Annotated in this window: 20 protein-coding genes and 2 other RNA genes; 9 read left to right on the top strand and 13 right to left on the bottom strand. The window is 63.8% G+C overall.

Going from position 1 to position 17,429, the window contains the following annotated elements:
* Window positions 1–4 precede the first annotated feature (4 nt).
* Window positions 5–745 (bottom strand): ABC transporter ATP-binding protein, encoded by a 741-nt coding sequence (locus tag ABQU90_RS14895; protein WP_323522542.1) that lies wholly within the window; start codon window positions 743–745, stop codon window positions 5–7.
* 578 nt (window positions 746–1,323) lie between these two features.
* Here ABQU90_RS14895 and ABQU90_RS14890 point away from each other — a divergent pair.
* Window positions 1,324–3,192 carry a M14 family metallopeptidase gene (locus tag ABQU90_RS14890; RefSeq protein ID WP_323522543.1) on the top strand — a complete coding sequence of 623 codons (1,869 nt, stop codon included), beginning with the start codon at window positions 1,324–1,326 and terminating at the stop codon, window positions 3,190–3,192.
* 328 nt (window positions 3,193–3,520) lie between these two features.
* Here the strand turns inward: ABQU90_RS14890 and ABQU90_RS14885 are convergent, their stop codons facing one another.
* Window positions 3,521–4,447 carry a LysR family transcriptional regulator gene (locus ABQU90_RS14885; RefSeq protein WP_323522544.1) on the bottom strand — a complete coding sequence of 309 codons (927 nt, stop codon included), beginning with the start codon at window positions 4,445–4,447 and terminating at the stop codon, window positions 3,521–3,523.
* Window positions 4,448–4,571: 124 nt separating this feature from the next.
* Here ABQU90_RS14885 and ABQU90_RS14880 point away from each other — a divergent pair, with 124 nt between their 5' ends.
* From ABQU90_RS14880 to ABQU90_RS14870, 3 genes are all read left to right on the top strand, one after another.
* On the top strand, window positions 4,572–4,973 hold the full coding sequence (locus ABQU90_RS14880) for a Rid family hydrolase (protein ID WP_323522545.1): 402 nt from the start codon (window positions 4,572–4,574) through the stop codon (window positions 4,971–4,973).
* An 88-nt stretch (window positions 4,974–5,061) separates the two neighbouring features.
* A complete protein-coding gene (locus tag ABQU90_RS14875; protein ID WP_349780883.1) occupies window positions 5,062–5,205 on the top strand; it encodes a hypothetical protein in 144 nt (47 codons plus the stop codon).
* Window positions 5,206–5,788: 583 nt separating this feature from the next.
* A complete protein-coding gene (locus tag ABQU90_RS14870) occupies window positions 5,789–6,526 on the top strand; it encodes a DNA/RNA non-specific endonuclease (RefSeq protein ID WP_055847762.1) in 738 nt (245 codons plus the stop codon).
* Window positions 6,527–6,742: 216 nt separating this feature from the next.
* Here ABQU90_RS14870 and ABQU90_RS14865 read toward each other — a convergent pair whose 3' ends face one another.
* From ABQU90_RS14865 to ABQU90_RS14850, 4 genes are all read right to left on the bottom strand, one after another.
* Window positions 6,743–7,078 carry a hypothetical protein gene (locus ABQU90_RS14865; protein ID WP_115529022.1) on the bottom strand — a complete coding sequence of 112 codons (336 nt, stop codon included), beginning with the start codon at window positions 7,076–7,078 and terminating at the stop codon, window positions 6,743–6,745.
* Between the two features lie 49 nt (window positions 7,079–7,127).
* Window positions 7,128–7,358 carry a DUF1653 domain-containing protein gene (locus ABQU90_RS14860; protein ID WP_323522546.1) on the bottom strand — a complete coding sequence of 77 codons (231 nt, stop codon included), beginning with the start codon at window positions 7,356–7,358 and terminating at the stop codon, window positions 7,128–7,130.
* 295 nt (window positions 7,359–7,653) lie between these two features.
* Window positions 7,654–7,830, bottom strand: coding sequence for a hypothetical protein (locus tag ABQU90_RS14855; RefSeq protein WP_323522547.1), 177 nt, complete (start codon window positions 7,828–7,830; stop codon window positions 7,654–7,656).
* Window positions 7,831–8,067: 237 nt separating this feature from the next.
* Window positions 8,068–8,137, bottom strand: a non-coding RNA gene (locus tag ABQU90_RS14850) — sX9 sRNA.
* A 158-nt stretch (window positions 8,138–8,295) separates the two neighbouring features.
* Between ABQU90_RS14850 and ABQU90_RS14845 the strand changes: the two genes are divergently transcribed.
* Window positions 8,296–8,511 (top strand): hypothetical protein, encoded by a 216-nt coding sequence (locus ABQU90_RS14845; protein ID WP_323522548.1) that lies wholly within the window; start codon window positions 8,296–8,298, stop codon window positions 8,509–8,511.
* Between the two features lie 138 nt (window positions 8,512–8,649).
* Here ABQU90_RS14845 and ABQU90_RS14840 read toward each other — a convergent pair whose 3' ends face one another.
* Entirely contained in the window at window positions 8,650–10,449 is a 1,800-nt protein-coding gene (locus ABQU90_RS14840; RefSeq protein ID WP_323522549.1) for a chloride channel protein, read from the bottom strand.
* Window positions 10,450–10,569: 120 nt separating this feature from the next.
* Here ABQU90_RS14840 and ABQU90_RS14835 point away from each other — a divergent pair.
* Both ABQU90_RS14835 and ABQU90_RS14830 read left to right on the top strand, forming a co-directional pair.
* A non-coding RNA gene (locus tag ABQU90_RS14835) (sX9 sRNA) lies at window positions 10,570–10,643 on the top strand.
* Between the two features lie 187 nt (window positions 10,644–10,830).
* Entirely contained in the window at window positions 10,831–11,379 is a 549-nt protein-coding gene (locus ABQU90_RS14830; RefSeq protein WP_323522550.1) for a hypothetical protein, read from the top strand.
* 30 nt (window positions 11,380–11,409) lie between these two features.
* Here the strand turns inward: ABQU90_RS14830 and map are convergent, their stop codons facing one another.
* From map to ABQU90_RS14815, 3 genes are all read right to left on the bottom strand, one after another.
* Complete coding sequence (map, locus tag ABQU90_RS14825) at window positions 11,410–12,186, bottom strand: type I methionyl aminopeptidase (protein WP_323522551.1); 777 nt, start codon at window positions 12,184–12,186, stop codon at window positions 11,410–11,412.
* The gene (locus tag ABQU90_RS14820; RefSeq protein ID WP_323522552.1) at window positions 12,183–12,410 is read right to left on the bottom strand and encodes a ParD-like family protein; all 228 of its coding nucleotides are present in this window, start codon (window positions 12,408–12,410) and stop codon (window positions 12,183–12,185) included. Before ABQU90_RS14820 ends, map begins: the two co-directional genes overlap by 4 nt.
* 155 nt (window positions 12,411–12,565) lie before the next feature.
* Window positions 12,566–12,778: a hypothetical protein gene (locus ABQU90_RS14815; RefSeq protein ID WP_323522553.1), complete on the bottom strand. Its 213-nt coding sequence runs from the start codon at window positions 12,776–12,778 to the stop codon at window positions 12,566–12,568.
* A 42-nt stretch (window positions 12,779–12,820) separates the two neighbouring features.
* Here ABQU90_RS14815 and ABQU90_RS14810 point away from each other — a divergent pair, with 42 nt between their 5' ends.
* Window positions 12,821–13,264: a DUF2946 family protein gene (locus tag ABQU90_RS14810; RefSeq protein WP_349783478.1), complete on the top strand. Its 444-nt coding sequence runs from the start codon at window positions 12,821–12,823 to the stop codon at window positions 13,262–13,264.
* A gap of 191 nt (window positions 13,265–13,455) precedes the next feature.
* Window positions 13,456–15,603: a TonB-dependent receptor gene (locus ABQU90_RS14805; protein ID WP_323522626.1), complete on the top strand. Its 2,148-nt coding sequence runs from the start codon at window positions 13,456–13,458 to the stop codon at window positions 15,601–15,603.
* A 180-nt stretch (window positions 15,604–15,783) separates the two neighbouring features.
* Here ABQU90_RS14805 and ABQU90_RS14800 read toward each other — a convergent pair whose 3' ends face one another.
* From ABQU90_RS14800 to ABQU90_RS14790, 3 genes are all read right to left on the bottom strand, one after another.
* Window positions 15,784–16,182: a winged helix-turn-helix transcriptional regulator gene (locus tag ABQU90_RS14800; RefSeq protein ID WP_349780882.1), complete on the bottom strand. Its 399-nt coding sequence runs from the start codon at window positions 16,180–16,182 to the stop codon at window positions 15,784–15,786.
* Between the two features lie 81 nt (window positions 16,183–16,263).
* A complete protein-coding gene (locus tag ABQU90_RS14795; RefSeq protein WP_323522555.1) occupies window positions 16,264–16,809 on the bottom strand; it encodes a copper chaperone PCu(A)C in 546 nt (181 codons plus the stop codon).
* 99 nt (window positions 16,810–16,908) lie between these two features.
* Window positions 16,909–17,370 (bottom strand): SCO family protein, encoded by a 462-nt coding sequence (locus ABQU90_RS14790; protein WP_323522556.1) that lies wholly within the window; start codon window positions 17,368–17,370, stop codon window positions 16,909–16,911.
* Window positions 17,371–17,429: the final 59 nt, after the last annotated feature.

Here is a 17,429-nt window from a genome sequence, read left to right as displayed (position 1 = left end):
ACGCTCATGCAGCGCGTTCCTGCGGCCGTGCAAAGCGTGCGTGCAAGGTGCGCACATCGAAGCCGCTGTCGCCGGCGCCGAGGTCTTCGACGATGCGGCCGTCTTCGAGAAATCCAATCCGGTCGGCCACGTCCACCGCACCCAGCAGATCATGCGTGACCATCAGCACAGCGCCGCCGCGCGCGCGCACGCCGCTGACCAGTTGGTTGAAGTCGGCAATGGCGCGCGGGTCCAGCCCGGAGGTGGGCTCGTCCAGCAACAGCACCGGCACCTGCCGCAGCGTGGCCACGGCAATCGCCACCTTCTGGCGCATGCCCTTTGAAAATCCGGCTAGGCGCTGGCTCCAGGCTTCGCGTTGCAAGCCTGCGGCCGCGAACGCCTGGCCGATGTCGGCCTGGCTGCAGCGCTGCCCGGCGAGCGCAAGCAAGTAGTCGGCATTTTCCAGCGCGCTCAGATGCTCATAGAGCGCGACGTTCTCCGGCAGATACGCCAGCCGCGCGCGTGCCTTGCCAGGCGCGGCGACCGGGTCGATGCCGTCTACCCGCACGCTGCCGGAGGCGGGTTTGACGAAGCCCAGCAGCGCCGACAGGGTGGAGGATTTGCCGGCGCCGTTGCCACCGAGCAGCGCGTACACGCTGCCGGGCGCGATGTGCAGATTCAGCCCTTTCAGCACCGCGCGCCCGGCGTAGGCGACGTGCAGATCGTGGATGGAAATCGCGGCGTTTGACTGCAGGTTTGGGGGCATGGCATGGGGTGGGCGAGCAAAGTGATACGTTATCACATAGCTCGGATTGCTTGAGTTTGTAGCTGCTGGACTGCGTTGACGCGCATGTCGGCAACCTTGATTTGAGGATGGTTCGGCGTCACGCGTAACAAGCGTTGCATGAGCGGGCTTATTGCAGCATTGGGGCTTTGCGATAGCGGCGCTCAAAGCGCTTATCTGCGAGCGATTGTCTGCTGGCCCACGGCCTCTTACCCCAGACCTTCTCCCAGTGCAGAGGGAGCTTGGCTGCGATTGCTTCGAGGCAATCTGGTGTGCGTGCGTGGTCGCGAAGTGAGTCGGATGTGCCGTCCGTGAGATTCCAGCTGCAGTGCCGCTGCCTTGAGGGCGCCGACATATTTGTTACAATATTACGTAAACAGCACCACGCTGCGCTCGCATTTCCAGGCATCGTCATAGCCGCCATGCAACGCGCTTGGTCAAGGCCGACACGCTTGATCAGGACAGCCGCTGTCCATCGAGCCCAATGTCCTTGCGCAGACCGCTACACCCGTCTCGCGCGTCATCACTGCAGCCTCTCCAACGGAATCACGACGCCCCACATGAGCCCCGATCCACGTACGACCGCTGTGCATCCTGCTTTGTTCGACGCACTGGCATCGCAACCGAGCACGTGCCCTGCGGTCACTCGCGCTACGCGCCGCATCAACGCTGCCTCCGCCACCGTCCTGGTCGCAGCGCTATTCAGTGCCGCACAGCTCGGCGCGCAGCCCATCGATACCACCGCGCTGCTACCGCCGGTGCGCGCGTGGCAGGGTGCAAGCGAAGCATTGATTGCCGGGCCAGGCGATCCGTGGCGCACTCCGGTGGAACGCAGCGATTTTGCGAGCACGCCCAGCTATGCGCAGACGCGCGAATGGCTGGAGCGCCTGGTCGCCGCCTCGCCGGTGTTGTCGCTGGAAGTGTTCGGCAGAACGGGCGAAGGGCGCGAGTTGCTGCTGGTCCGTGCGCACAAGGGCAAGCCCGGGAAGCCGGTGGTGTTGGCGCAGGCCGGTATCCATGGCGGCGAGATCGACGGCAAGGACGCGGGATTGATGTTGTTGCGCGATATCGCACAGCGCGGCAAGGATCACCTGCTCGACGATGTGGATTTTGTCTTCGTGCCGATCCTCAATATCGACGGGCACGAACAGCGCGGCCCGCTGATTGGTGCAGCACTGCGTGGCCCGCAACAGATGGGCTGGAACAGCACCACGCGCGGCCTCAACCTCAATCGCGACTATCTCGCGCTGGAAGCGCCGGAAACGCCGGAAACGCGTGCGATGGTGGCGCTGCTGCACGCACTCGACCCGGCGTTGTATCTGGATCTGCACGTCAGCGATGGGCTGGATCATCAATATGACATCACCTTTACCTACGCCGGTTGGGGTACCTACGCGCGCTCACGTGCCACCGCCGACTGGCTGCAGCAGCGCTTCACGCCGGTGGTCAGCGACGCACTGCGCAAGCTAGGCCACTCCCCCGCCATCTACCCCAGCCTGGTCGACAAGGACAACCCGCGCTCCGGGCTGCGCCACGCGCCGGAAGGCCCGCGCTACTCCACCGGCTACGGTGACTTCGCCGGCATTCCCACCGTGCTGGTGGAAAATCACCACCTGAAGTCGTATCGGCAACGCGTGCTCGGCGATTACGTGCTGCTGGAAGCGGCGCTGCAGTTGGTCGGCCGGGATGCGCATGCCATCGCGGCAGCCAAGCAGGCAGATCGCGCGGCGCGGCCGCAGGAGTTGATGGTGGCATGGGAACGCCTGCCGCAGCCGATAGCGCAGGTACCGTTCAAGGGAGTGAGCTATACCCGTGCGCTGTCGCCGGTTTCCGGTCGCCAGGAGCTGCGCTGGGAAGGTCGCGACGAAACTTGGACGATGCCGGTGATTGGCTACCGGCAAACGCAGGCGGTGCAGTATCCACTGGCGTGGTGGATTCCACCGGGCAACGACGACGTGGTGGACCTGCTCAAGGCCCACGGCATCCGCCACGAGCGTCTGTCGCAGCCACGCACACGCATGGTGCAGCAGATCCGCATCCTCAAGGACGCCGACACGCAACAAGCGCATCCAAGCCGCGTGGAAGAAACCTTCCCGGCGGGGAGCGTTCGCGTGCCAGCCGATCAACCGATGCGCATGTTGGCCGCTGCATTGCTCGAACCGCAGAGCAGCGATTCGCTACTGGTCAGTGGGCGCTTCCGCAATGCCGGCAGTCCCGACAGCGGGTTGTATGGCACCGAGCTGGTGACTTTCACCGAAGGGCTGCTGCAACACGACGCCGCACTGCGCGCCAAATTCGAACGCAAGCTCGCCAGCGATGCCGCATTCCGCGCCGATGGCGATGCACGCCTGCAATGGATCTACGCGCGCGCGCCGTTCGCGGCGATCAGCGGCTGGCGTTATCCGGTCCGACGCGAACTGGCAGAGTAAGACAATGGGATTGGTCGTGCGTTGAACTGGCTGCATCGTGCGCAGCACACGCTTGCGTCTCTACGGTGCGTGCGTGTTCTCACGACGCGGCGCGTGCGTCCGGGCCTGCGTCGCTGTGTGCAAGTTGCAGATGAGGTCAAAGCATCGCCTCGACATGCCGACTGTTGAGACGGAACGTCAGTCGTAGGGAGTGAACTTGAACGCATACACCAGCGGCACCTGAATCAGACCCGCCAGTTCGTAGGCGCCGCCCAATTTTCCATGAGACGTGAGGCAGCGCATGCCCCGCGCCATCGCCCTTACGTAAGCCGAACGCATCACGCAAGACTCAACGCGACCTCGGGCGCACCACATGCACATGCGCGGCCATCAGCTCGATCACCCAATCGATGAACACCCGCAGTTTGGCGCTGACGTGGCGATTGGGCGCAAACGCGATCGACAAGGGCATCGGCTCCAGCTGCCAGTCTTCGAACACCGGTACCAGCTCGCCGCTGGCCACGTGTGCGGCAGCCATGTACACCGGCAGCCACAACACGCCCATGCCGGCCAGCCCGGCGGCGAGATAGGCATTGCCGTCGTCGGCGGCAACGACATGCCGGCCGTGTACGGTCACTGCTTCCTCGCCACGCTGCATCGCGTAGGGCACGGTGGTGGTGGTGCCCCAGCGCATGAAACCGACGCAGCGGTGGCGGGTGTTTTCCAGTTCCGAAGGATGCGCAGGCGTGCCCAGCCGTTGCAGATAACTCGGCGCTGCATACACGCCGGTCTGCAGATCACCCACCCGCCGCGCGATCAACGACTGATCGGCGATGGTGCCGCCGCGCACCACGCAATCCACGTTCTCGCCGATCAGATCCACGCGCCGGTCGCTGACGCCCATATCCAGCTGGATATCCGGATAGCGCGCATGAAACGCCGGCACCGCCGGCATCAGGATCAAGCGTGCAAACGGGCTGGGCACATCCACACGCAAGCGTCCGCGCGGTAGCGTCGATGCATCGGACAAGCTGGTTTCGGCATCGTCCATGTCCGCCAACAGGCGTACCACGCGCTCGTAATAGGCGGCGCCGTCGGCGGTCACGTGCACCCTGCGGGTGGTGCGGTTGAGCAGCGTCACCCGCAACCGCGCTTCGAGTTGCTGCACCAGATGCGTCACGCTGGCCCGGCTCATCTCCAGCGTGTCTGCCGCCTTGGTGAAACTGCCGGTCTCAACCACACGCGCAAACGCCTGCATCGCATCGAACCGATCCATCGCCACTCCTGCGCCAAGATTAGTTGGATTCTACAAACAGTGTTGCTCAAGGCTGCGGATTTATCGCGCGCGGCCAGGCGCTTAGGGTGGGCGTCCGTTCTGTCGCACTTTGAAGGAGAGTCCCATGGCCACACGTGACGTTGTTTTTCCGCAAGGCCGCCACGCGCTGTACGAGCGTCATCGGTATTCGCCCGCGGTGCGTGCCGATGGCTTGATGTTCGTCGCCGGCCAGGTCGGTAGCCGCGAAGACGGCTCGCCCGAGCCGGAGCTGGACGCAGAGATCGCGCGTGCGTTCGACAATCTCGATGCCATCCTCAGTGCCGCCGGCTGCACATCGCAGGACGTGGTCGATGTCACCTGGTTCATGGTGAACCCCGAAGTCGTGTTCGATGCGGCGTGGGACCGCTGGGCCAGCTACTGGGGACCGGCGCCCTACCCCGCCGTCACCGCCGTCGGTGTGACCTGGCTGGCCGGCTTCCGCTTCGAGATCAAGGTGGTGGTCAAATTGCCGGCCTCCGGTCAGTAAGCTCGTCCAACGCGTAGCATCGCGCGCTGCAGCCGGATCTGCAGCGATCGCGCTCGGTTGATGGCCGCAGCGGCGCTAGCGAAAACGGATGAGTACCGTTGATCGATTGGTGGAAAAAGCCATGGCCGCAGCACGCGCAATGGAAAAGCAGTCCGGCACGTTGACGCAGTTGGTGTCGCTGTTCCAGCTGGAGCCTGCAAGCAGACAGCACCTGGAAAGAAACGTCGCATAGCGCATCGACCACTCGAACCGCGCGTCTCACGACACGCGCAAACGCCCCTCTTTCGCACGGACTGCGGAAGGGGGGTTTTTTGTGTCCGCCGGCGCGACGATGCGGTGATGCCGCGCCGTTGCCAGGCGACGCGCGCGTGCTTGGTGCGTCGATGACCTTGGCGGTGTGGAAACCGATCGTGTCCACGCACCAGAGGGTACGGACGCCACTGCCGACTCTCGGCGTCCGTGGTCACCCAGACGCCAATCGCGGCGTGCTTGTCGGCCCGCGGTGTGAAGTGTGAAGCGTGATCCAGTCGCGTATGCAGGTGCTCCAGGCATAACCGAAGGCTTATCACCTGCGCGACGTATGCACGGAAATGTGTGATCTCTATCGCACCTTCATCGAAAAAAATGGTGCAAGCGCACATTCCTCACGCTTACGTCACCAACGAGAAACATTTGCATGCGATAGCTGTTGTGCTCGCTAGAGACCGAGCCAACCTGTCCCCCGACCAGCGCACTTTCCGCTGAACGTCGATCTGCTCTATGAGCAATCGGCGGTGGCGTTGTGCGTCCGAACGATTCCTAGGAGATTCACTCCCATGCGCTTCAGGACCCTGCTTGCCGTTCTGCTACTCACCGGTTTCAGTGCCGCGGCCCAGGCACAAGTCGTCACCCTCAATAAGGGCGGTTACACGCTTCGCTACGACTGCACCAACCACACCGCGCTGCGCTACGAATACGTCCTGCAAGCCGACACCGGATCGGCCGCGCGTCCATCCAGTTTCAATCTGGACACCGAGCTGCCCAGCGGTTGCGGCGGACAGACCACCGCAGCGTCGTATGCCAGCGTGCGCAGCGGCTACGACCGCGGCCATCTGGTGACCTCCAACCACATGGATTACAACGCGACCTACATCCGTCGCGCCAACCTGATGTCCAACATCGTGCCGCAGGTGTCCAGCTTCAATCAGGGCATCTGGGTGCGCGCAGAGAACGTGGCCGAGTGCTACCGCGATATCGCCAGCGTGCAGGTCTACGGCGGGGTGATCTACAGCGACACCAGCAACGACTATTTTCTGAGCAGCCACGGCATTCGCACACCGGATTTCTTCTGGAAGACCATCATCACCGCCAACCCCGGCGGCGGCACGCGCGCCATCAGCTGGCTGATTCCCAACAGCGCCAATCTGGGTTCGCTGGACAGCTACATCGTCAGCATCGACGAGCTTGAAGATCTGTACGGTGCCAGCACCATCGGCATCACCGCACCGGCCGCCGTCAAGGCAATGCTGCCCACCACCACCTGGCCGCAGCCGAGCAACTGCGACCTGGGCTGAGTCGCCTACGCAGTCAGCAACGACCCAGCCCGGCGGCATCGAGCTGGGTCGCTGCAACTGGTCGCGGCTGTGCGTGTGGCAGCTTGCGTACTGAGCCGACAGGTTCTTGCGAGGTTGCACCACGCGGATGTGCGCAGAGCCGTGCAGCACTGCCATCGCTGCGGTTCCGTCGCCTCTGTTATCGATCACGCTCTGCAGCATATTGCCGCGTGCACGCTAGTGCGCGGCGTCGAGACCATCAAACCAGTCCGCATACGGCGTGTTCTTGACCAAATGCCGAGTGAGGTCGTCGGCACCGTCTGTCCACCATACCGGGCCGCGCTCTCCCAAGGCGATCTTGGCGGCATCGACCTCGGCGCGTGCGCGCGCCAGCTGCTGCGCATCGTCGTGACGCTTGGCTGCCTTGACCGCACGACGTGCATCCATCAGCTCGGCGACCAACCTCGCGCGCACCGCTGCGCTCAGCTGTGGATCGGATGTGCGCCACAACCGGCCACGTACAATCAGGTAGCGCCCGTCGGGCGTGGTGAGCGGCGCTTTGGCCGTGCTCATGGCTGCCTTATCGGGCGCTTGCAAGCTACCGCATCACGGCACGCGCCGATCACGCCACCGGCGCAAAGCGCGGACGCATCACGCCATCCACGTCCACCTGTTGCATGAACATCGCGTACGGCCGCACCCACAGGCCGATCTCGCTGTCCAGCGGCCGATACAGCACCAGCGGCTCCAGGGTTTCACTGCTACGCACAACGCCCAGCACCTCGTAGCGACCGCCCTTGAAGTGGTGATACTCGCCCAGTGCGATTGTCGGTAATGGCGGCAACGTTTCCATAGCATTCAACAGTCTGGAAGGCTGTGCAGTGTAGGTCGGACGCTGCGTGCTTACGAGTGAGGTCGATGCGCACATGGCCGCTGTCGTATCCGCGTCCCATGCTGCACTGGGGATGCCAGCGGCGCAGCACAGACGGGCGAGAGGCCGATGGCGGCGTCTGGACCGTCGCAGCAACAGGCATCCGCAACAGCGGGCGGAGACATCAGCAAAGTAGTGCTTCTCATTGATCACGCCCCCGCTGCACGTGTGCACGACGCGGTGCAGGACCACGCCGTGCAGCACCACCCGCCCAGACCTATTGGTCTTCGTCGCCATCGCCATCGCCATCGCCATCGATGCTGTCTTCGTCATCGATCTCGCTGTCCTGGGCGGGGCCATCCTGCAGCAGATCATCGTTCTTGCCGGGCGCCTTGATCCCGGCGGGCGGGCTGGGATCGTCGATCCGGACGTTATCGTTATCTTGAGTGCGCATGCGCGTCTCCTTTAGCAGAAAGCCGTGTAGCCACCCTCCTCCCGACGCAGTGACGCGCATGTGTGGCTTGCGGGCGGCGTGAGCGGCATGCAGCGTTATCACGTGCGCGGGCCGGCGAAGGCGCGGGCGCTCTGCACCCAACGGTGCGCGGGCGCGAGAAGCCGGAGGGGCACACGGCCGATATCGAATGCGATGTCCCCACGTTGGGGGCGGCTCACCGCGCTGTGGCTTTAGAGCCGCTGACAAAACGTTGCGAGCAGTCGTCAGGGGGATGTGGACGGCACGCTCAGAACCGGCGTGTACGCATATCTATACCGTAGCGAGCACCGGCAACGCCTCCTGGCGTTGAGCGCAGTCGTGTTGTTAGCCGCTGTTGAATAACCGAGTCAGCCTGCAGCACAACGGTCCTGCATCCGTCCGCTGTCCGCAGCCGTAGGTACAGAACGCCCATCGGAGAACCTCCCCATGCCGAGCCTGCTCTGTGACCTGGAAGACCTGCTCGCCGCCTGGAAGGCGGAAGCGCACACCTTCGACGCCTGCAACATGCCGGCCTCCGCACTTGCCCTGCGCGACTGCCACCGCCGGCTCACCGCGCTGATGGCCGCGCATGCGCTTGCGCCACACCCATCAGACACCGCTGCGACAGCCAACGGACGAGCCAACTCGCCAGCTGCCGTGTAGTGGCACTCGCGTAGGCGCACGCGCATCGCGGTGCATGCACTGGCCGGCGCGTGTCGCGTGGTCGTAGATCCCGCGCATCGCAGCACTGGTCGGCGCAATCCAGCACTCACGCGAGCGCACCGGGTTCGGTCCACGGCGTCAGTCGTCGCCGCTGGCCCGTTCGCCCATCAATTCGCGCTCGCGCTTTTCCAGCTCTTCGGCGTAGCGCTTGCGCACGAAGCCTTCGGACAACACGCCCAGCACCCGGCGGTCGGTATCGATCACCGCCAGCTCGTCGGCCTGCGTGGCATCGAAGACCTTCATGATCGCCACGATGTCGGTGTCTGCCAGCAACGCCGCATCGCGATGTCTGGCGTAGTCGCTGACCGGCGCATCCGGTTGCACGTTGTCGGCATACAGCACCGCCAGCGGCACCACGCCGGCATAGTGCCCGGCCGCATCTTCCAGCACCACGCGCTGGGTCGAGCCCAGCGGAAAACGCCGCCGGAATTCGCCAACGCTGATGTCGTGCGCGGTGTGGTTGGCGTCCTTGCGCATCATCTTGCCGGCCGACAGATTGCGGACCCAGCCCACGTCGCGTGCGCTGCGTATGTTTTCGCCACGCAGATGTAGCCGCCAGGTGGAAAACGAATAACCAAACACCTGACGCACCACCGTATTGGCCACCAGCACCGCCGCCATCACCGCGCTGGCCAGCACAAAGTCGTGCGTGCCCTCCAGGATCAGCATCGCCATGGTCATCGGTGCACCCACGATCGCCGCCGCCAGTGCGGCCATACCAACCAACGCGGCGCTGGTCGCGTCCACCACTGCCGCGCCCACCAACAGGTTCACGGCCACGGCGAACAGGCTGCCGACCAACGAGCCCATGAACAGGGATGCGAAGAACAAGCCGCCACGGAAGCCGAAACCCAATGAAATGCCGGAAGCAATGCACTTGAGCACCAACAGCGTAGCCAGTACCTGCAAGGTGGTGCTGCTGGTCATATCCAGGTGCAACGCGCCGTGGCCGGAGGACAACACCTGTGGCGAGTACATCGCCAATGGAATCAGCAGCAACCCGCCGATGACCGGGCGGCCCCACAGCGGCAGATTGATGCGCCCCACACTGCGTTCGATGCCGGCCACCAGACGCATCACAGCGATGCCGATCAACGCGCACACCAACCCCAGCGCAACGTAGATCGCGTAGTCGCGTGGCTGCAACTGGTACGCCACCGCCGCCGGTAACGAGTACGGCGCTGCACCCAGCGCGTTGGCCATGAACGCACCGGCCAATGCGGCAGCCGCCACCGGTGCCAAGGCCGATGGCGTGTAGGCGCCGATCACGATCTCGAACGCGTAGAACGCACCCGCCAGCGGCGCACCGAAGGCGCCGGCAATGGCACCCGCCGCACCGGCACCGACCAGAGTGCGCATGTCCGCGCGGCGCACCCGCAGGATGCGACCGAGCTGCGAGCCGGCGCCGGATCCCATTTGCGTATACGCCGCCTCCAACCCGACCGATGCGCCGAAGCCGTTGGACAACAAGGTCTGCACCGCAACGATCAGGTTATCGCGCATCGACATGCGCCCGCCGTGCAGCGCATTGGCTTCCACCGCATCCACCAACGGCCGCTTGCGCCGTCGCGCCATCAACGCCACCAGGCCCACCAGCAGCCCGCCCAGCGGCAGCACCAGCAATTGCGTTGGCGTGATCGAGGTTGCCGTGCTGAGCCGCGCGTCCGGCCCCAACCCATACAACCAGGCCTGCAACGCGTGCGCGATTCCGGCCTGCAGCACCATCAATGCGGCAGCGACCAATCCCACCAGCGCAGCCAGCCCGATAAACCACAGGTCGTTGGCACGCAACTGCCGGCGCAACCACTCGACGGGTCGGCGCAGCTGCGCGGCAGTGGACGACTGCGCAGGAAGGATATTGTGAGACTGTGGCTGCATGGCACCAGGGGGTCGCTGGATCGGCACGTCGCGAGTAGCGACCTCAACCGTGAAAATTAAAGTGGTTAACAAACCGACTGCGCAACCGCCGAGCGGGTGTGGTGATTGCTCGGAATCGGTATGTACCACTCGTACACTGCGGTTCTGCGTGCGCCGTCCACACCCAGCTGACGACGACTCGCTACCTTTTTGCCGCCCTTAGTGTGCATCAGCTTCGCTGACCTGACGCAATCTGGCAGCCACAGCGCCCCTGAATGCTGCGCGCTGGATGCGCGATGGCCTGTGCCACATGCGGGGTTGCTACAGTCGGCGGTGGCACCGAGTGACTGCAGTCCCTCGCCATACCCCGCAGCAGTAGCCGATACACGATAAGGAGCCTCGATGTTCAACCTGCTGCTGGTAGTGATCGCGATCGAAGGCGTTCTGTCGATCAGCTGGAACCGCATGTACTTCGGATGGGGATTGCCGGTGTTCCGGCGCCGGATTCCGGCAAGCCGTCAGGCACTGGACTGTTTTTCATTGGCACAGGTGGAACATGCGCTCGATCAGTCGCGCTGGCCGGAACTCAGATTCCATCCGTTGTCCGAGCATGTCTACGCGTTTCGCGAGACGTTTCTGGTGATCATCGGCCCGATGTACCCACCGATCATGCGCGGGCACATCGCGATCGACCGCAGGCACCGCGAGATCACTATCACCGGCTACTGCAACTGGACCATGGCGTATATCGTGGCTGGGATTCTGGTTCCCGCAGTCATCATCAAGCCAGGCGTAACGCTGATGTTCTTGGCGCTGCTCATGGTGGTTTATCTGCTGCAACGCAGACGGTTTATCGGTGTGGAAACAACCGTACAGACGCTGCTGCAGACCAACACCACTCTGCTCATCCCACGCTTCCCCGACGGGTCCAGGCGCGCATCGCCAGAATGACAGCCGCCGCGCGCCGCGCTTTGCGGTGCATCACTCCACCGGGCACAGCGGCTTTTCGTCGGGCCGTAGCGTGAGCACACGCACGCCGGTGCGCGTCACCGCCACCGTGTGCTCGAACTGCGCCGACAACTTGCCATCGCGGGTGTACACCGGCCACTGGTCAGGCTGCGAACGGATCGCTGCGCGGCCCTGATTGATCATCGGCTCGATGGTGAACACCATGCCTTCCTGCAGCGTCAAACCGGTGCCTGCGTGGCCGTGATGCAGGATCTGCGGTTCTTCGTGCATTTCGCGCCCGATGCCATGCCCGCAATATTCCTTGACCACGCTATAGCCGTGATCGCGCGCATGCCGCGCAATGGCCTGCCCGATATCGCCCAGGCGCGCACCGGGCCGTACCGCAGCGATGCCTTTCCACATCGCCTGATAGGCGGTCTGCACCAGCCGCCGCGCCGGGTAGGCAACCTCGCCCACCAGATACGTGGTGCTGGAATCCGCAATAAAGCCATTCTTTTCCAGCGTGATATCCAGATTGACGATCTGCCCGCTGCGCAGCACATCGTCGGCCGACGGCACACCGTGGCAAACCACATCGTCGATCGACGCGTTGAGCACGAATTCGAACCCGTACTGCCCCTTGCTTGCAGGCCGTGCGTCGAGCGCATCCACAATCATGCGCTCGACAAAGGCATTGAGCTCCAACGTGCTGCGCCCTTCCAGCGGCAGCCGATCCAGCGCATGAAACACCTGCGCAAGCAGCTGCCCGGAGATCGCCATCAGTGCGATCTCATCCGGCGACTTGATCATGCACGCCCTGGTTTTGCCGCATGCGGCTTCAAGGTTTGCGGCCGCACTCCCGCCGCGCGCAGCTCCTGCGCCACGATGTCCTGGAACGAGGATTCCGGATGCATCTCGCACAACATGCCGACCTTGATCCAGAAAGTGGCCTGCGCATTGATCGACCGACAGGTGACGGTACAGGCGCGCCGCAGTTGATCGTGCAGGTCGTCATCGATATTGACGATGCCCATGGTGGCTCCCGGCTTTGAATATACATATCGTATACGAACCGTATATTTGACGACAAGCCACGCGATGGGTTGAGCAGCCCGTGCGGCAGGGTTCGGTACGCATCGGTGGTGGCCTGCGGGCGCTCACCCGTAGAGCCCTGCATGCCGACGCAGGATCAGACCTGGGGCTGGCGCACGCGCACCTTGCCGACGCCCCACAGCAGCGCCGGCCACAGCATGAAATGCGCAACGGCAGAGAGTGTTGCAATCACCACGAACACGATGCATGGCAACATCGCGCCGAACACGAAGGTCATGCCCACCACAAAACCGAACAGATACTCCGCGCGGCAAGCACGGGCGACCACTGCGCAAAGCAGGACCCTCATCAACACGCAAAATGCCGCCGACGCATCGCCTTGCCGCATCGCGTGCGCACAGCTGACATAGAATCCGCAGTAGTGAGACAGCGGCGGACACCTCTACGCACATTTGCCTGGTTGGCCATCATGGCTGCCATGCTGATGGCCGTGGCACCGGTTGTCTCACGCTTGGTGCAGGCGGCTGCCGTCGCACCTCCCATCGTCAGCGAGCTTTGCCACCACGGCGAGACAGCAGTTGCGGCGATTGCCGAAGCGGCGACACCCACTGGACACGCATGGGGCGGCGCGCCAATCGGCAGCGACCACACCCAGCAACACGATGCATGCGATTACTGCGCATTGGCGGCGCGCATGCTGCCGGTGCTGCTTGCCGCATGGTTGCCGCTTGCTGCGCCCGCTCCGCCGGTGTTCGCCTCGCCCGATACGCTGCCGATCGTTACCGGGCGATTCCGCTACGCGCACGCTCCACGCGGGCCGCCGGCCAGCGCTTAAACGTCCAACCGACAGGGATGGCATCGGCGGCACTCGTCGCCGTCCATGTGTCGCTGCCCCGCGCGTCCGAACACACCATCGTGGTGCCTGGCTGCCTTGTCTTGCACACGGGCTCCAGCACAGGCGGCAGCACTCGCGTACCTGTTTCTTATTCGATACCGGCACCCGTCACGGGAGCCGCTTGCCTGGATCTGTCCATGCACACCGACTTGCCCCACCCGCAGCGCCTTTCCATGGCGCTGCGCAGCGCCATGGCCGCGCCACTGCTCTGCACTGCATTCTCTGCAATCGCACAGGAGACGCCCAACACGCTGTCCACCATCTTCGTCAGCCAGGACCAAGCCGTACGCGACACACCTGCATCGACCGGCACGTCGCTGGGACTGAGCCCGTTCCAGACACCGGCCAGCCTTGATGTCATCACCCGCGATCAACTCGATGCACGCGGCGACAGCAACGTCACCGACGCCATTACCCGCGCCGGCGCCATCAGTGCCATGGCGCATCCAGGCAACGGGCTGAGCGCGCTCTCCACCCGCGGCTTTACCGACAGCGCATCGGTCATGCGCCTGTATGACGGCCTGCGCCAATACGGCGGCGTGGGCGTCACTTTTCCATTCGACACCTGGTCCATCGAACGCATCGAAGTCCTGCGTGGGCCGGCCTCGGTGATCTATGGCGATGGCGCCATTGGCGGCGTCGTCAACATCATCCCGAAAATGCCGAGCGCCGGTGCCATTCAAAACGACATCCAGGCCACTCTCGGGACCCAGGACACCGCACGCCTGGCCTTCGGCAGCGGCGGCGGCCTGACCGATGCACTGTCCTACCGCATGGATGTCAGCGGCAATGCCACCGGCGGTTGGGTAGACCGTGGCCGCGCCGCAGATGCCACTTTTTCCGGCGCACTGCGCTGGCAGATCGCCCCCACCTTGCACACCACCCTGCGTTACGCCTACGGCTATCAGACGCCGATGCGCTACTTCGGAACGCCACTGGTGGATGGACGCCAGCTACCGGCGCTGCGCCACAAGAATTACAACATCGGCGATGGCGTCATCCGCTTCCGCGACCAGTGGACCCAGCTGGACACGGTGTGGACGCCCACCTCCGCACTCACTCTCAGCATGCGCCTGTACCACATCGACAGTCAGCGCGATTGGCGCAACGCCGAAGCCTATCTTTACGACACCGCCACGCGGCTGATCGACCGCTCCGACAACACGGCCATCGGTCACGACCAACAACAGACCGGGCTTACCGCCAATAGCGTCGTGCGAGGACGCGTGGGAGGGTTCGACAACATGTTTTCGTTCGGTGTCGATGCGAATGACAGCCGCTTTCAGCACACCAACAACACCTATGTCGGCAGCGCCGGTCCGGTGGACCCGTACGCACCGGTGCCCGGGCGTTTCAGCAGCGACATTCCCACCATTCCGCGGTATCGCAACAGTGCCCGGCAGTACGCAGTATTCCTGGAAAACCGGCTCGCACTGAGCCCGGCCTGGTCGGTGCTCGGCGGGATGCGCTATGACCACTCCACGCTCGATCGGCAGAACCTTGTCGTCGGTACGCAGGCCTTCAGCACCACGTTTTCCAACGTTGGCTGGCGTATCGGCACAGTCTACGATCTGCAGCCCGGCTTGGCGCTGTACGCGCAATACGCGCGCGCCGCAGACCCGGTCGGTGGCTTGCTGATGCTCAGCCCGGCCAACAGCCGGTTTGGGATGTCGCAAGGCCGGCAAACCGAGGTGGGCCTGAAACAGGCATTTGCGCAAGGACGCGGCGAATGGACGCTGGCCGCGTATCACATCCGCAAATCCGACTTGCTCACCCGCGACCCCGTCGACCCCGATCTGCGGGTGCAGGTCGGTGCGCAAAGCACGCGCGGCATCGAAGCATCGCTCTCGCTCGCCACGCGCAACGGCTGGCAACTGGATCTCAACGCAACCGTATTACGCGCCCGCTACGACGACTTCACCGAGGCCACCGGTGCCCCTGCAGTTGCCATCTCGCGGGCAGGCAACGTCCCGCCCAATGTCGCCGCACGGCTCGCCAATGCATGGCTCAGCTGGAACTTTCAGCCCGATTGGACAGCCGCCGCGGGCCTGCGTTATGTGGGCACGCGCTATGCCGATACCGCCAACGCGCTGGCACTGCCCGGCTACACCACCACCGATGTATCGCTACGCTGGCAGGTGCGTCAGGACACGGCACTGACGGCACGCATCTATAACCTGTTCGACAAGGCGTACTTCACCACCGCGTACTACACCGAAACGCAGTGGCTATACGGCCCGGATCGACGCATGGAGTTCACCGTGAACCATCGCTTCTAGACAACCTGTCGCGCAGCATGTGGCTGTGTTCCAGCCACATGCTGTTTGCAGGTATCGATCGACGCGCTACGTTGCTCACTGCTTTAGTTTTGCAGCTGCGCACGCATCAACCGTTGGAATCGCCCGACGACACCGCCCGCATCTGCAGACCATGCCGTGGCGCTTGTGCCAAACGCTTGCTCAAGGTCTGGCAAGCGGGCAGACCGCTGCAATCTCCCGCATGCTCATTGCCACGTCATCCTCCGGTTGCGTCACCGCAACAGTGTCTGCTGGCAGCGATTCGCCCCATTTTCGCAGTGCATCGAAGACGCCATGCAGCCCTTCACCCAATGGCGTAAGTTCGTACACCACGCGCGGCGGCGTCTGCGCGTACGCGGTGCGCGCCACCAGACCGGAGGCCTCAAAGCGCCGCAGGTGACTGGTCAATGTATGTGCACTGATGCCCTGCAATAGCTGCCTGAGTTCGGTGAACCGGCGCGGCCCCGCAAGCAGCTCGCGCACGATCAACGACGCCCATGGCCCCTCCAGCAACCGGAAAAAACGCGCGACACCACAACATGGAGTTGTTGACCTTTCCATCGGCTGGCTGATCCTGGCAGTGAACGACCCCTGGCTGCCAGCACGTCGCCGTGCTGGCACATCGATTCCCAACGACGCTGTCTAGTGCATATGCTGGTCATGCGATTCGGCATTGGGTGCCGATGCGCCGATGGGACGAACGTCGAAGTGCACCTCGACGCGTGGCGCATGCTCGAACACCAGCGTAGCCACCACCGGCTTGCCTTGTTCGAATGGCGCGTGCGGTGCAATGAACATTAGATGCGTGCCGCCGCTACCCAGCACCACGTCTTTGCCTGGCGGCAAGACCAGCCCCTGTTCTAGATGGCGCATCTTCATCACACCCGCATCCATCGTCATCTCATGGATTTCCACCTGTGCACTGGCCGGCGATTCCACCGCCACCAAGCGATCCGGTGTTGCCGACTGATTCCGCAAGGTGAGATAGCCGCCCGCCACCGGCGCGCCCGGCGGCGTGGCGCGCGACCACGCGCCGCTCGCCACCACCACAGGCGCTGCAGCCGGCGCTACGGTCGACGCAGGTGCCACGGCAGCCGGCGCCGGGCTGGCTTCGGGCGCAGGTGCGCGCTCGCAGGCCACCATCGACAAAGCAGACAATGCACTCACCATCAACAGATGCAATTTCATTTCGTTCTCCTTGGGTCGAGCCGTGCGTACGCCACAGCGCATTGCATCGCGGTCATCGACATTGAAATTCGGGAAGCCGGCAGGTCGCTCGTACGTCAGTTAGAGCACTTGCCGGATATCGTGCACAACCGAGTCCACCGTCTGCTCGTGGGCCAGACCCACGCGCAGCTGTCCGTCGCGATCAAAAAGAAAACTGCGGGTGGAGTGATCGATGGTGTATGTCGGCCCCATCGGCACTTTTGCATAACTCACTTTCAGATTGCCTGCCGCCACCCGGATGTCGCCCTCGCTACCGGTCAAGCCGATAAAGTCCGGATCGAATGCCTTCACGTAGGTCCTGAGCACGTTTGGCTTATCGCGTTGCTGGTCCAGCGTGGCGAACGCGAATTGCACCTTCGCCGCATCCGCACCAAGCTTGCGCTTGACCTGCGCCGCACGCGCCAGCGTCGTCGGGCACACATCCGGGCAATGGGTGAAGCCGAAGAACAACACCAACGCCTTGCCACGAAAACTGCGCAATGGCCGTGGCGTACCTTCGGTGTCGTAAAGGTAAAAATCCATTCCGCGCGCCATCGCGCTGAGGTCTGCGCCATTGGGAGCGGACCCACCGCCCCATTGCC

The organism is Xanthomonas sp. WHRI 10207 (genome assembly GCF_040202975.1).
Lineage (GTDB): Bacteria > Pseudomonadota > Gammaproteobacteria > Xanthomonadales > Xanthomonadaceae > Xanthomonas.
This window is presented reverse-complemented; position numbering and strand designations above follow the sequence as displayed.